This window comes from Sulfitobacter sp. EhC04, from assembly GCF_001650875.1.
Classification (GTDB): Bacteria; Pseudomonadota; Alphaproteobacteria; order Rhodobacterales; family Rhodobacteraceae; genus Sulfitobacter.
On record NZ_LXYI01000016.1, the window covers coordinates 1 to 14,685 of the forward strand.

Annotated in this window: 11 protein-coding genes; 5 read left to right on the forward strand and 6 right to left on the reverse strand. The window is 61.9% G+C overall.

Annotation, left to right across the window (positions count from 1 at the left end; all coding sequences use genetic code 11):
* Positions 1-166 precede the first annotated feature (166 nt).
* Entirely contained in the window at positions 167-2,158 is a 1,992-nt protein-coding gene (locus A8B82_RS07955; RefSeq protein WP_235604641.1) for a TniQ family protein, read from the forward strand.
* 156 nt (positions 2,159-2,314) lie between these two features.
* On the opposite strand, the gene A8B82_RS07960 is transcribed toward A8B82_RS07955, so the two are convergent.
* Positions 2,315-4,582 carry an adenosylcobalamin-dependent ribonucleoside-diphosphate reductase gene (locus tag A8B82_RS07960; protein ID WP_067290547.1) on the reverse strand — a complete coding sequence of 756 codons (2,268 nt, stop codon included), beginning with the start codon at positions 4,580-4,582 and terminating at the stop codon, positions 2,315-2,317.
* Positions 4,583-4,712: 130 nt separating this feature from the next.
* Here A8B82_RS07960 and A8B82_RS07965 point away from each other — a divergent pair, with 130 nt between their 5' ends.
* Positions 4,713-5,144, forward strand: a complete 432-nt coding sequence (locus A8B82_RS07965) for a DUF1489 family protein (protein WP_067290549.1) — start codon at positions 4,713-4,715, stop codon at positions 5,142-5,144.
* A 107-nt stretch (positions 5,145-5,251) separates the two neighbouring features.
* Here the strand turns inward: A8B82_RS07965 and hisG are convergent, their stop codons facing one another.
* From hisG to hisS, 3 genes are read right to left on the reverse strand one after another with little or no spacing between them, the layout of a single operon-like run.
* Positions 5,252-5,941 carry an ATP phosphoribosyltransferase gene (gene hisG / locus A8B82_RS07970; protein ID WP_067290552.1) on the reverse strand — a complete coding sequence of 230 codons (690 nt, stop codon included), beginning with the start codon at positions 5,939-5,941 and terminating at the stop codon, positions 5,252-5,254.
* Positions 5,938-7,017 carry an ATP phosphoribosyltransferase regulatory subunit gene (locus A8B82_RS07975; protein ID WP_067290554.1) on the reverse strand — a complete coding sequence of 360 codons (1,080 nt, stop codon included), beginning with the start codon at positions 7,015-7,017 and terminating at the stop codon, positions 5,938-5,940. The genes hisG and A8B82_RS07975 overlap by 4 nt, the downstream gene beginning before the upstream one ends.
* Positions 7,017-8,648 carry a histidine--tRNA ligase gene (gene hisS, locus A8B82_RS07980; protein WP_067290557.1) on the reverse strand — a complete coding sequence of 544 codons (1,632 nt, stop codon included), beginning with the start codon at positions 8,646-8,648 and terminating at the stop codon, positions 7,017-7,019. Before hisS ends, A8B82_RS07975 begins: the two co-directional genes overlap by 1 nt.
* A 163-nt stretch (positions 8,649-8,811) precedes the next feature.
* Between hisS and A8B82_RS07985 the strand changes: the two genes are divergently transcribed.
* Positions 8,812-9,006 (forward strand): SlyX family protein, encoded by a 195-nt coding sequence (locus A8B82_RS07985; RefSeq protein ID WP_067290558.1) that lies wholly within the window; start codon positions 8,812-8,814, stop codon positions 9,004-9,006.
* A gap of 71 nt (positions 9,007-9,077) precedes the next feature.
* Here A8B82_RS07985 and A8B82_RS07990 read toward each other — a convergent pair whose 3' ends face one another.
* Positions 9,078-10,019, reverse strand: coding sequence for a hypothetical protein (locus A8B82_RS07990; protein WP_067290567.1), 942 nt, complete (start codon positions 10,017-10,019; stop codon positions 9,078-9,080).
* A gap of 92 nt (positions 10,020-10,111) precedes the next feature.
* Complete coding sequence (dnaE, locus tag A8B82_RS07995; protein WP_067290570.1) at positions 10,112-13,648, reverse strand: DNA polymerase III subunit alpha; 3,537 nt, start codon at positions 13,646-13,648, stop codon at positions 10,112-10,114.
* 125 nt (positions 13,649-13,773) lie between these two features.
* On the opposite strand from dnaE, the gene A8B82_RS08000 reads away from it, so the two are divergent.
* Entirely contained in the window at positions 13,774-14,106 is a 333-nt protein-coding gene (locus A8B82_RS08000) for an ArsR/SmtB family transcription factor (RefSeq protein ID WP_067290574.1), read from the forward strand.
* Complete coding sequence (locus A8B82_RS08005; protein WP_067290576.1) at positions 14,103-14,579, forward strand: SRPBCC family protein; 477 nt, start codon at positions 14,103-14,105, stop codon at positions 14,577-14,579. Before A8B82_RS08000 ends, A8B82_RS08005 begins: the two co-directional genes overlap by 4 nt.
* Positions 14,580-14,685 lie beyond the last annotated feature (106 nt).

Here is a 14,685-nt window from a genome sequence, read left to right on the forward strand (position 1 = left end):
TAAATGCTATCAAAGGAGCGGCATCAAACCGCGACACGTCCAAACAGCACTAAGCAATCTGTTCACTGTGGTACTGTCTTTAGTAAGTAAAGAAATCGGAGGCGTAGTTCAATTGAGCAATCGCCACGCTCAATGAATGACCGGATCGACGAGCCGCAGTGCTGAATTGTCGATCAAGACCGTATGTCGGCTTTGGGCCGTTCGTGTCGGTGGAAATCAACTTCCGCTTGTTCCGCTTTCAAACTGGCCCCCTGATCTCCAACCAAGAATTTTGCTTGATAACTGCTTCCCGGTGGATATTTGGATAAGAACTCACAGCACCGAGAGGCACGCCATTACTACTATCCAAGCCAGAACAAGAGAGACCATCGCCTCGTTCGTATCCCGAACGGCAGCTTACTTTCACGTGAACGCTGCTGCATTCTCGATGGACAAAAACACGTCGTTTCAATCCCTGATTTCCGGGAAAGCGGAAGCGGTCGCCGCTCTTGAAGATTTCAAGGTCAGGATCTCTAATAACGTTACGGCATGGTCTCCGACTTCTACCGCGGCGGCAAAAGGCAGGCGACTTTTTCGCGGGCACACATTCCCGGCCAAAGTTCTGCAAGGGTCAACCATGCGCGGGTGCCCACACTGCCTGCGAGGTGACCTCAAGGGACAGGACAATCCTGCTGTCAGCATGGCGATGCGAGGCCATTGGCTGGTTCCCCATGTGACCCTTTGCCTGAAGCATCAACATCCTATGGTCACACTTTGGAAAGAGAGCCACCTGATAGAGAGGTTTGATTCAGCAGCTCATCTTGCCCTAATCGCGCCAAACATCATTGCTGGTCATTTTGATGAAGAAATTCGTGATGAAACCGACTTCGACATCTGGCTTGATAATCGCTTGGAGGGGCACGATGAGGGCAACTGGTTGGAACAATTTCCCCTGCACGCCGCCTGTAACTTCTGCCTGATGCTCGGGACGTCTCTATTGCGTCATGAGATGAGTGCGCCATCGTCAGTTCAGCCTGAGGATTACTGGGGCGTCTATCAGATGGGCTTTGAAGTCGCAAAGAACGGAGAGAAGGCCATCCAAGACGCCCTCATGGGTCTTCAAACGCTGCCAGGCGGACCACACGACGGACCAAAGAAAATCTTTCCAAAGATGTACGAGCGCCTTGCCTACGATTATGTTGATGACCCAGATTACAGTACGTTCAGAAACATCCTCAGGACCCACATGTGTGAAACGTGGCCGCTTGGAGTAGGTGACGAGCTGTTGGGTGAACCCGTAACAGAACGGAGACTACATTCCGTACGAACAGCAGCTCAAGCAACGGGTATTGATCAACGGCGTTTAAGAAAGATCCTTATTGCCAAGGGTGTCATCTCGGAAACAGGGCTTTCATACGCCTGGGAAATCTTCGATGCTCAAAAGGCGGAAGAGGCTTTGCGGTCCGCAACTACGCTTATCACAGCTAAAGCTTTCGCCGAGGGGATTGGCGCCACCCGTTCCCAGTTTGATCTACTTGTTTCAGGCGGGGTATTATCGCCCAAGCTCAGCTCCTTGGATGAGGTCGGTACAAAAGCCATCTGGGATCCAGCCGAGGGTGTGGACTTTCTTGAGAGCGTGTTTCTGGGAGCAGCTCCACTCAGGAGCGCACAGCATGGATGGGAACATATTGCGAAGTCTGCCATGCGCCTTAAAATCGGCCCTGAAGAAATCATTCGCGCCATTCAAAGCAAGCGGATTGTTCGGATTGGAAATCACGCGGACTACGATGGCTACTCCGCCCTTTATGTCTATCATGATGAAGTCTGCTCAATCTTGTCGCCAGAACCAACCATGGGCCAAAACATTGAGCTTTTCTCGAAAGCTGTCGGCATCGGTCAACCGCGCCGCATGCAACGCCTGATCTCGAATGGACACACCCCCGCGACAGAACTGGAGAACCCGAAACTCAAAACCCGACAACGATATGTCACGCGCGAAGATGCTGATGCGTTCCACAAGAAATTCTACACGCCACGCACAATGGCGCAAGCTTATGGACGGAGCTGGCAAGCCATGATGGCAACCCTACGGGCGGATGGAATTTCTCCATTTTCACCGGACGGCGAGGACTACGGGAGCCTCTTCGAACGAACGCTGATCGACGCAAAATTCAAATAACTTCCTGATTTTTAAAACTAAAAAATGAGGGCGGCGCTGAAGCGCCGCCCTTCTTTTTTTCCAAATTGGCACATTCAACATCGCTTCCGGAAATCAGATAAGGTGATTTCCGGAAACAGGATGGTGTAATTCACATAAGATTAATGGGTCCAGAGCCTAGCCGCATTTGGAATGGCCGCAGGAGGCGCAGGTCATGCAGCCTTCGATCATGCGCATGTCGAACTGCCCGCAGGACGGGCAGGCCTTGCCACGGGGGGCGTCGAGGCCGACGACGCGGGCCTGGGGATCGGTTTTCAGGCCCAGCCCCTCGCCCGCGATGAACCCTGTCGCGATCATGTGCTGTTCGATCACGCCGCCGATGGCCGCCAGGATCGAAGGGATGTACTTGCCCTTCATCCAGGCCCCGCCGCGCGGGTCAAAGACGGCCTTGAGCTCTTCCACCACAAAGGACACGTCGCCGCCGCGCCGGAACACCGCTGAAATCATCCGCGTCAGCGCCACGGTCCAGGCGAAATGTTCCATGTTCTTGGAGTTGATGAACACCTCGAAGGGGCGGCGATGGCCGTTCAGCACGATGTCATTGATGGTGATATAAAGCGCGTGCTCAGAGTCGGGCCACTTGACCTTGTAGGTGTTGCCCTCCAGCTCGCTCGGCCGGTCGAGCGGTTCGGACATATAGACAACCTCGCCGCCCTCCACGACCGGCAGGGGGCTGTCTTCGGACTTGGTGTCGCTGACTGACAGAACAGAGCCCGTCACATCATTGGGCCGGTATGTCGTGCACCCCTTGCAGCCCTGGTCCCAGGCGGCCATGTAGACATCCTTGAAGGCGTCAAAGCTGATGTCCTCGGGGCAGTTGATGGTCTTGGAGATCGAGCTGTCCACCCATTTCTGCGCCGCCGCCTGCATCTTGACGTGATCCAGCGGGGCCAGTGTCTGGGCGTTGACGAAATAATCGGGCAGGTCCGCGTCGCCCTTCAACTCGCGCCACATCTGCACGGCGTAATCGACAACCTCTTCCTCGGTCCGGCTGCCGTCCTTTTGCAGCACCTTGCGGGTGTAGGCATAGGCAAAGACCGGTTCGATCCCTGAACTGACGTTCCCGGCATACAGGCTGATCGTCCCGGTGGGCGCGACGGAGGTCAGCAGCGCGTTGCGGATGCCGTGGGTACGGATCGCCTCGCGCACGTCCTCGTCCATCATCTGCATGGTGCCCGAGGCGAGGTAGGCCTCGGCGTCGAACAGAGGAAACGGGCCTTTTTCCTTGGCCAGATCGACACTGGCGAGATAGGCGGCGCGGGCGATCTGCTTCATCCATTCTTCGGTCTGTGCCGCGGCCTCGTCAGAGCCATAGCGCAGGCCGGTCATCAGAAGGGCATCAGCCAGACCGGTGACGCCCAGGCCGATGCGCCGTTTGGCCTGCGCCTCGCGCGCCTGTGCCTCCAGCGGGAACTTGGAGGCATCGACAACGTTGTCCATCATCCGCACCGCTGTCGCCACCAGTTCACCCAGCGCATCCAGGTCCAGACCGGCGTCCGGCTCAAAAGGGTTGCTGACCAGCCGCGCCAGGTTGATCGACCCCAGCAGGCATGCGCCATAGGGCGGCAGGGGTTGTTCGCCGCAGGGATTCGTTGCCGCGATGGTCTCGCAATAGCTGAGGTTGTTGGCCTGGTTGATCCGGTCGATAAAGATCACCCCCGGCTCGGCGAAATCATAGGTCGCGCGCATGATGCGGTTCCACAGGTCGCGGGCCTGCAGGGTGCGATAGACCTTGTTGTCAAAGGTCAGCTCCCAGGGGCCGTCAGCCTTGACCGCATCCATGAAAGCATCGGTGATCAGCACTGACATGTTGAACATGCGCAGGCGCGCGGGGTCGGATTTGGCGGCGATGAAATCCTCAACATCCGGGTGGTCGCAGCGCATGGTGGCCATCATCGCACCGCGGCGCGAACCCGCCGACATGATGGTGCGGCACATCGCGTCCCAGACATCCATGAAAGACAGCGGCCCGGAGGCATCCGCAGACACGCCTTTGACATCCGCGCCCCTGGGCCGGATGGTCGAGAAGTCATAGCCGATGCCGCCGCCCTGCTGCATGGTCAGCGCGGCCTCTTTCAGCATGTCGAAAATGCCGCCCATGCTGTCGGGCACCGTGCCCATGACAAAGCAGTTGAACAGCGTCACCCGGCGCGCGGTGCCCGCCCCAGCGGTGATGCGGCCTGCGGGCAGGTATTTGAAATCCTCCAGCGCGGCGTAGAACGGCTTTTCCCATTCTTCGGGATTTTTCTCTACCTGCGCGAGGTTGCGGGCGATGCGCAGCCAGGTGTCCTCCACCGTCACATCGCGCGGCGTGCCATCGGCATCCTTGAAGCGGTACTTCATGTCCCAAATCTGTTCGGCGATGGGGGCGGCAAATCGGGACATGTCGAATCTTTCGGCTGGATCAGGAAGGTGATCAAGATAACCCATCCTGCGCCAAACCACCACACTTTGAATGCGCCGTCCGATGTACTACCTTATGTCGTGGCTCAGGGGTGAGTCTGGGGAAAAGCCTGTGGATAAATACGTGAACCTGATCAAGCTGAGTGTCGGGACCGAAAGCGTCGAGGGTCTGGAAGACTGGCAGCGCGAACGGTCCAGGCAGATCAAGGGCGGCAAATATTACCACATCACCCGGATGTGGCCCAAGCGCGAGGCCGAAATCCTGAACGGCGGGTCGATCTATTGGGTGATCAAGGGCGAAGTGCTGGCACGTCAGCGCATCCTGGGCTTCGATGAAAAGATCGGCAATGACGGCATTCGCCGCTGCGGCATCGTGCTGGACCCCGAAATCATCCGCGTCTCACCGGCGCTGCGCCGCCCGTTCCAGGGCTGGCGCTATCTGGACCCCGCCGATGCGCCGCCGGACCTGCGCAAGGGACAGGAAGGTGACACGGCCCTGCCCAGCGAGCTGAACCGCGCGCTGGCCGAAATCGGGGTGATCTGAAGGGCGTAACAGCCAGGTCCAGAGGCGTGATCCGGGTCGGGTGCCTTCGGTCGAGAACGCGCGCGCCGCAGCAGGTTCGCAGAGCTGACGCAGTTCCCGCCGCTCCCTTACCCCAGTCGCGCTTCCAGTTCTTTCAGCGTCTTGCGGACCCGATCATCCACCGGCGCGGTGCGGCTGCGCCAAAGCGTCGCCTGAGAGCGCAACACCATCGCATCGCCCAGGATCTTGAGGTGGTTGGCGCGCAGGGTTTCGCCGCTGGATGTGATATCGGCAATCGCCTCGGCGGTTTCATTGGCCACCGTGCCTTCGGTCGCGCCCTGGCTGTCGACCAGCGCATAATCGGCCACGCCGCTGTCGCGCAGGAAGTTGCGGACCAGCCGGTGATATTTCGTGGCGATCCGCAGCCGGAACCCATGCGCCGCGCGAAAGGCGGCGGCGGCGGCATCCAGATCGTCCAGCGTGTCCACGTCGATCCAGGCTTTCGGCACCGCGATGATCAGGTCGGCATGACCAAACCCCAATTCCTCCACCGGCTCGACCAATTGCTCCCAAAGCGCCAGCTTTTCCTGCACCAGATCGGTGCCGGTGACACCCATGTGGATGCGCCCGGCGGCCAGTTCGCGGGGGATTTCACCAGCAGACAGCAGGATCAGGCTGACCCCTTCGATCCCCGCGACCGCCCCGGCATATTCCCGGTCTGACCCGCTGCGTTGCAGGATGATCCCGCGCTGCGCGAACCAGTCAAAGGTCTTTTCCATCAGCCGCCCCTTGGACGGCACCCCAAGCTTGAGCGTCATGGCGCGCCCTCCAGTTCCAGCATCAGGCCGGGACGCATCACACCGCCCACCGCCGGAATTTCGCGCCCCTGCCCCAGCCGCCGGGTCAGCGCGTCATAGCGCCCGCCACTGGCAATCGTCGGCAGATCCGCGCGCGCCTCGGCCCGGAAGCCAAAGACGAAACCGTCGTAGTATTCCATCGACGACCGGCCATAGCTGGCCTCGAACATCAGGTTGTCGGTGTCCACGCCCCGCGCCCGCAGCGCCGCCTCGCGCGCGGTGACACGGGCCACTGCGGCGGCAATGTCGGGCATATCCACGGCCAGGTCGTGCAACTGGCTCAGCGCATGGGGCATGACCTCGCGCACGTCCAGCAGGGCCTCGATCTGCTCCACCTCGCGGCCCGACAAGGGCGGCGTTGCCGCATCCTCGTGCAGGGCGGCGATACGTTCTTCGATGTCCGCGCGGCTGCGCAAGCCGATCAGCGGCGCGTCCGTCGCGGCCTGCCCTGCCAGCAGCGCAGCCCGGCTGGGCGGCACCGGCGCGCGCCCGGAAAACCGGTCCAGCAGCGCCCTGAACCGGCGGGGCCGCCAGATGTGCCGCATCAAAGCCTGCCTGCGCCGCGCGCTGGTCTGCAAGCCCTGCACTGCCGCCATCAACACGCCAATGTCGCCGGTCACGGCGCGCAGGGGCAAGCCGCGCAATGCCTCGGCAATCAGCGCAAAGACCTCCGCGTCCGCCGCCGCCGGGTCGGCACGGTCAAACACCTCATAGCCGACCTGAATGTATTCATTGGCGCGGTCCGGGTCTTCTTCCTGGCGGCGAAACACCTCACCCGAATAGGTATAGCGCGCGGGTTCCGCCCCCTCGGCCATATGCATCTGCACGACCGGTACGGTGAAATCCGGGCGCAACATCTGCTCGCCCCTGAGCGCATCGGAGGTCACATAGGCGCGCGCGCGCATGTCCTCGCCGTAAAGCTCCAGCAAGGTTGTCGCCGGCTGCAGGATCGGCGGTTCGACCAACAGGGCACCCTGCGCCTCGAACATCGCGCGCAAGCCCGCCGCGCGGACCAGGGTTTCGGACCGTGTGGGCATCACTGGCCGTCCAGAATTTCGCGGACCTTCGCGACAAGCTGGTCGCGCGGCACCTCGTACTGGCTGGGCCGGTCCTTCCATTCCTCATGAGTGGCGCTTTCGGCGATCTTTGCGCCCAGGATCAGGTCTTTGATCTGCACCACGCCGCGCGCATGCTCATCCCCGCCTTCGATCACGGCGGCAGGGCTGCCCCGCTTGTCGGCATATTTGAGCTGATTACCGAAGTTCTTGGGGTTGCCCAGATAGACCTCGGCCCGGATGCCCGCCTGCCGCAACTCTGCCACCATCGCCTGATAATCGGCCATACGGTCACGGTCCATCACGGTGACAACGACGGGGCCGGGATCATTCGCCGCGCCTTCGTTTTTCATCGCCAGTGCGGCCAGCAGCCGGTCAACGCCGATGGAAACGCCGGTGGCGGGCACTTCCTGCCCGGTAAAGCGTTTCACCAGATCGTCATAGCGCCCGCCGCCCGCGACAGAGCCGAAATTGCGGGTGCGGCCCTTTTCATCCTGGATGGGGAAGGTGAGTTCGGCCTCGAAGACAGGGCCGGTGTAATAGCCAAGGCCGCGCACGACGGAGGGGTCGATGACGATGCGGTCTGAGTGGTAGCCCTGTGATTTCAGAAGCTCCGAAATTTCTCGCAGTTCCTCGACACCTTCAGCCCCGACTTTAGAACCATCGACTAACTCGTACAGAACTTCGAGAACATAAAAGTTCCAAAGCTTTGCCCACGGTTCATAGCGACCCAGCACGGAGACTAAATCAGCATCATGCAGTGTCGATGCACCAAAGAACATTGATTTCAATTCTTCAGGAAGATCGCCATTCTCGCTCACGCGCAATAGTCTCTCCTGCGCCTTGTTATTAGCAGCAACGAATCCCATGATTTGGCGAACCTGCAAGTCACTCAACCCAGCACCACCCGTAAAGTCCCCGCTCTCGTCCTTGCGCCCTTCACCGAGCAAGGCGCGCACGCCCTCCGGCCCCAGCCGGTCCAGCTTATCAATCGCGCGCAGCACAATCCCACGCTCGGCTTCCTTGTCATCCCCGGACAGGCCAGCCACTTCCAACACACCATTCAACACCTTGCGGTTGTTCACCCGCACGACGTAATCCCCGCGCGCAATCCCGACCTCTTCCAGACAATCGGCCAGCATCGCGCAGATCTCCGCATCCGCCGCCACAGACGGCGCACCAACAGTATCCGCATCACATTGATAAAACTGGCGAAACCGTCCCGGCCCCGGCTTTTCATTGCGCCAGACCGGGCCCATCGCATAGCGCCGGTAGGGGGTCGGCAAATCATTGCGGTGCTGGGCATAGACCCGCGCCAGCGGCGCTGTCAAATCATAGCGCAGCGCCAGCCAGTCGCCAGGCTTGTCGCCCTCGGCATCCTCCTGCCAGGCGAACACCCCCTCGTTGGGGCGGTCCACATCGGGCAGGAACTTGCCCAGCGCCTCCACCGTCTCGACCCCGGAGCTTTCCAGCGCGTCAAAGCCATAACGGTGATAGACGGCAGCGATCTTGCGCAGCATCTCGGCCCGATGGGTGACCTCGGCGCCAAAGTAGTCGCGGAACCCTTTCGGGGTCTCGGCCTTGGGGCGGGGGGTCTTCTTGGGCTTGGCCATGATACCTGTTCCTGTCAGCGCTGCTTATGCGCCCTGCCTCTACCCCAGCCCCCTTGCAAGGGCAAGCGACGCGGCGGCATCACACCTGCTGCTCTTTTTGGCGAAAAAATATCCCTGCACGACATCCATTCCAAGCGGGCCATCCGCATGTTACAGCGCTGCCATGGAAAAACTCGAAGAACAGATCGCCCACCTGACCCGTATCGTCGATGACCTGTCCGAGGTCATCGCGCGGCAAGAGGCGGAAATCACCACCCTGAACCGCCGGGTGCATATGCTGATGCAACGCGAGGGCGAACGGGAAGCCAGCCAGGGCGGTGGCGTGGTGCTGGGCGACGAACGCCCACCGCACTACTGAACACAACGCCTGCCTCAAGCGCCAAAATTCTTTAAAGAATTTTGCCCGGAATTTTTGAAAATTCCGGTCCCTCAGCCGCTGGTCTTGACCGCAGCGGCAATTACCGCGCCGTCATGCACCAGCAGTTCGGTCCAGCGGCTGGAGTTTCCGAAACTGTCATAGGCGCTGACAAAGAAGGTATTGCGGTCCATCCGGTCGATCTTTGACCCGCAGGGCTTGCCCTTGCGCGCGCCGCAGACATCGCGTTTCACCCCTTCATAGGCCTGGTCCGTGGCACCCACCGGCAGGTTCTCGCCCCCCGGTCCATAGTGCAACTGCTCATAAAGCGATGCAGCCCCCAGCAGGACATTGGCCGCCGTCAGCTGACGTGGGCAGCCATCCGCAAAACCGGTGATGTAGAAGGTCCGCGCAACCGCCGAACCGGATGCGGAATCATACAGCGCATAGCCCCGCGCCGGCGCGCTCTCGATCTTCTGGCCCATCGGTTTGCCCCTGGCCTCGCAGACCCGCGCAACGACGCCATAGGGCAGGACCGTGCCATAGGCCACATCGCGCGCATCGGGGCCGTCACGGGGCGTCTCGCGGTTTGACCCGCCGCCAAGCCCGAACAGCCCGCCGCGCCGCCCCCGAGTCTCTCGTTGCTGTGGCGCGGCCCCGGGGCTGAGTGCTGCGACCTGGACATCCGCATCCTGCCCCTCTTCTGCGGGCTCAGCGCCCTGCGCCGGCTGCGCCGACGCTCCGGCGCGCCGGAACAGGCCCAGGAACCCGCCGCGCGCAGCGGGTTCCTGCGCGGCCTGCGCCTCTTCTGCCGGGATCACAGCCGCATCACCACCCGAGGCGGCACTGCTGCCAAAGAACCCTTCGCGCGCGACTTCCGCCTCGCTCGGCAGGGCCTGTGCCGCCGGATCGTCATTCGCCAACTCCACGTCGGAGATGCGATCCACCCCGGCCAATGGGTCGCCGCAGGCCCCCAGCGCCAGCAAGACGCTGACAAGAATAGCTGATCGAAACATGACACATCTCCCCGATGTGGGGTCTTTTAGCCCAGCGGCGCAGCTTCGTCCACTCAGCCGGCGGGATGGCCGGGCGGCAGGCGTGAACCGGCTCAGATTTCCTGTACTTCCAACACGCCGCCCAGCGACCTGATCGCGCCCTTGATCTGGGGTGTCACCGGATATTCGAACCCCAGGTCCACCTCGACCTCACCAGGCAGGGAAGGGTCCATCAGACAGAGCTGGATCGGCCCCTTGCCCGCAGCCCGCGCGGCTGACCGCGCGCCCTCCAGCACCTGCGCCACTGCCGCCACCGCCTCTGCCGCATCGACAAAGACCCGCAGGCCGATGCTGCCGGCATCCGCCACGGCCATGTCCACCGGGGCCACGGACCGGCCCAGCAATTTCAACTGGTCGCTTTCCATCGTCGCCTCGACCGTGACCACAACTTTTGAGCCTGTCTCAAGATGATCGCGCGCCGCCTCCAGCGTGTCAGAGAAAAGCGTGACTTCGTAGCCGCCGGAGGGGTCAGACATCTGGGCAAAGGCAAAGCGGTTGCCGCGCGCCGATTTGCGTTCCTGCCGCCCGGCCACCACACCCGCCAGCCGCGCGTTCATCGCGCCCCGCTCGGTCACCTTTTCGGTCAGCTCATCCAGCGTCAGGAACGGCACGCCCCGGTCATTGCCCCACTTGCGTTTGAGCGGTGTCATGTAGTCATCCAGCGGATGCCCCGACAGGTAGAAACCAACCGCCTTGAATTCCTCTGTCAGCCGTTCGGCGGGCAGCCAGTCGTCGCAGGGCAGCATGCGCGGCTCGGGCAGGTCATCGCCCGCCTCGCCGAACAGCGACACCTGGCTCGACGCCTTTTGTTCATGGATCGCCGCCGAATAGCTGACCAGCGCATCCAGCGCCTGGAACACCCGCCGCCGGTTTGCATCCAACTGGTCGAAGGCCCCCGACCGCGCCAGCATTTCCAGGGGCCGCTTGCCCACACGTTTCAGATCCACCCGCCGCGCCAGATCGAAGAGGGTCGCAAAGGGCCGCTCCTGCCCCTCGACCCGCCGTCCTTCGGTGATCAGCTTCATCGCCTCCACACCGACATTCTTGAGCGCGCCCAGCGCATAGACCAGCGCGCCGTCCACCACCTTGAAGGTCGCATCCGAGCGGTTCACGCAGGGCGGCACCCAGGGCAGTTCCAGCCGCTTGCGCACTTCTTCGAAATAGACCGCCAGCTTGTCGGTCAGGTGGATATCGCAGTTCATGACACCGGCCATGAACTCGACCGGGTGGTTCGCCTTGAGCCATGCCGTCTGGTAGCTGACCACGGCATAGGCCGCCGCGTGGGATTTGTTGAAGCCGTAGTTGGCGAATTTCTCCAACAGGTCGAAAACCTCAGTGGCCTTTTTCTTGTCCACCCCGTTGTCCATCGCACCCTTTTCGAACTTGGGGCGTTCCTTGGCCATTTCTTCGGCGATCTTCTTGCCCATGGCCCGGCGCAGCAGGTCCGCACCGCCAAGCGAATACCCGGCCATGACCTGCGCGATCTGCATCACCTGTTCCTGATAGACGATGATCCCTTGGGTTTCCTCTAGGATGTAATCAATCGAAGGGTGGACGGATTCGCGTTCCTTCAGCCCGTTCTTGACCTCGCAATAGGTAGGGATGTTCTCCATCGGGCCGGGACGATAGAGCGCCACCAGCGCCACAATGTCCTCGATGCAGGTGGGCTTCATCCGTTTCAGCGCATCCATCATGCCGCTGGATTCCACCTGGAACACCGCCACCGTCTTGGCGCTTGCGTAGAGTTTGTAAGACGCCTCGTCATCCAGCGGGATTGTCGAGATGTCGTCAAGCACCCCCTCCGGCGGGGTGAACAGCTCCGTCCCGTCGGCAGCCAGATGCAGGTGCCTGCCCGATGCCTTGATCTGGTCCACCGCGTTCTGGATCACGGTCAGGGTCTTGAGGCCCAGAAAGTCGAACTTCACCAGCCCGGCCTGTTCCACCCATTTCATGTTGAACTGCGTCGCGGGCATGTCCGAACGCGGGTCCTGATACAGCGGCACCAGATGATCCAGCGGCCTGTCCCCGATCACCACACCGGCGGCATGGGTGGAGGCATTGCGCAGCAGCCCCTCGACCTGCTGGCCATAGTCCAGCAGCCGCGCGACGACTTCCTCGTTCTTGGCCTCCTCGCGCAGGCGCGGCTCATCCGCCAGCGCCTTTTCGATGCTGACGGGTTTGACCCCCTCGACCGGGATCATCTTGGACAGCCGGTCCACTTGCCCATAGGGCATCTGCAACACCCGCCCTATGTCGCGCACCGCCGCCTTGGACAAAAGCGCGCCGAAGGTGATGATCTGGCCCACCTTGTCGCGCCCGTATTTGCCCTGCACGTATTGGATCACCTCCTCGCGCCGGTCCATGCAAAAGTCGATGTCAAAGTCGGGCATGGACACCCGTTCGGGGTTCAGGAACCGCTCGAACAGCAGGGAATAGCGCAGCGGGTCCAGATCGGTAATCAGCAGAGCATATGCCACAAGCGAGCCCGCGCCAGAGCCGCGCCCCGGCCCCACCGGAATGTCGTGATCCTTGGCCCATTTGATGAAATCCGCCACGATCAGGAAGTAGCCGGGAAAGCCCATCCCCTCGATGATCCCAAGCTCGAATTCGAGCCGTTTTTCGTAATCCTCCACCGGCGCGGCATGGGGGATGATCGCCAGCCGTTCACGCAGCCCCTCCTGCGCCTGACGGCGCAGCTCGGCCACCTCGTCATCGGCGAACCTGGGCAGGATCGGATCGCGCCGATAGGCCATGAAGGCGCAACGACGGGCAATCTCAACCGTGTTCTGGGTCGCCTCCGGCAGGTCAGCGAACAAGGTCACCATCTCCGCTTCGGATTTGAAATAATGCTGAGCGGTCAGTCGCCGCCGGGCTTCCTGCTGATCCACGTAGGCCCCTTCGGCAATGCAGATCAGCGCGTCATGCGCCTCGTACATCTCCGTTTTGGGAAAATAGACGTCGTTGGTGGCGACCAGCGGCAGGTCCATGGCATAGGCCATTTCGATCAACCCGCGTTCTGTCAGCCGCTCGGCTTCGGGCTGGCCATCCTCGCCCGGATGGCGCTGCAACTCCACGTACAACCTGTCGCCAAAAGCCGCCGCAAGCCGCGCCATCAGCGCCTCTGCCGCCGGGCGCTGGCCGTTCTGCAGATGCATCCCCACCGGGCCACCCGGCCCGCCGGTCAGGCAGATGATGTCGCCGCTCAACGCCTCCAGCTCGTCCAGCGTCACCTCGGGCCGCGCACCGCCCTTGTCGATGTAAAGGCAGGAGTTCAGCTTCATCAGGTTTTCATAGCCCGCCTCGCTCTGCGCCAGCAGGACCACCGGGGCGGGGTCGCGCGGGCGTTCCCCCGGCTGGACCTCGACATAGGCCAGATCGACCTGGCAGCCGATGATCGGCTGCACCCCGGCCCCGGCCATCCCGACAGAAAATTCAAGCGCGGCGAACATGTTGTTGGTGTCGGTCAGCGCCAGCGCGGGCATCCCCGCATCGCGGCACATCTGCGGCAGCTTCTTCAGCCGCAGCGCGCCTTCCAGCAGCGAATATTCGGAATGGGTGCGCAGGTGGATGAATCGGGGGGCATGTTTCATGCACCAACCGTATCCAGCCCACCCGCCGGGGGCAATCGGCGGTGTGTCGCGCAAACCAAGTTAACACTTAGCATAATCACTAAGTATCTATTGACGCCCGCGCTGACATCCCGATATTTGGCGGCATGGCCAATGAACGACTTGATCTTGTCTTCTCGACCCTCTCGGACGCCACCCGCCGCGCGGTGGTGGAGCGGCTGGTGGGCGGCCCGGCATCCGTCACCGAACTGGCAGCGCCGCATGACATGGCACTGCCCACCTTCATGCGGCACCTCAAGGTACTGGAAACCGCAGGACTGGTGCGATCGGTCAAGAAAGGCCGTGTGCGCACCTGCCATATCGAGGCGGCCCCGCTGATGGAGGTGCAGGGCTGGCTCGCCTGGCAGCGCCAGGTCTGGGAACAACGGCTCGACAGGCTCGACGCATTGGCCCTCTCGTTGGAAAAGGACATGGAATGACCGAATACGATCCGAAACGCGACCTTGAACTGATCCGAAGCATCGCGGCGTCCCCGATGGCGGTCTGGCGCTGCTGGACAGAGCCGGACCTGATCAAGCAATGGTTCTGCCCGGCCCCCTACAGGGTTACCCATGCCGAGGTCGATCCAACCCCCGGCGGCATCTTCCTGACCGTCATGCAGGACCCCGAAGGCACGGATTTCGACGCCGAACCGGGCTGCGTGCTGGCCGCTGATCCCGGCAAGCTGTTTTCCTTCACCGACGCGCTTGGGCCGGGGTATCGCCCCCGCGGCAGCGGGTTCATGACCGCCATTGTCTCGCTGGAAGCCATCGACACCGGCACGCGCTATACCGCCCGCGTGCTGCATGCCTCCCCCGAGGACCGGCAGAAACACATCGACATGGGCTTTCACGAAGGCTGGGGCATCGCGGCGGATCAACTCGCAGCTGTCGCGGCGGGCCTCAAGGACTGATCCTTTGCCGCATTCCCGGGCATCCGCCGCCGCCCGCGTGGATTTTTCACGCGGCGGCGGCGTGCTTTTGCTTGCCAGAGCCCTGGAAAACTCCCTAGTCTGTTCG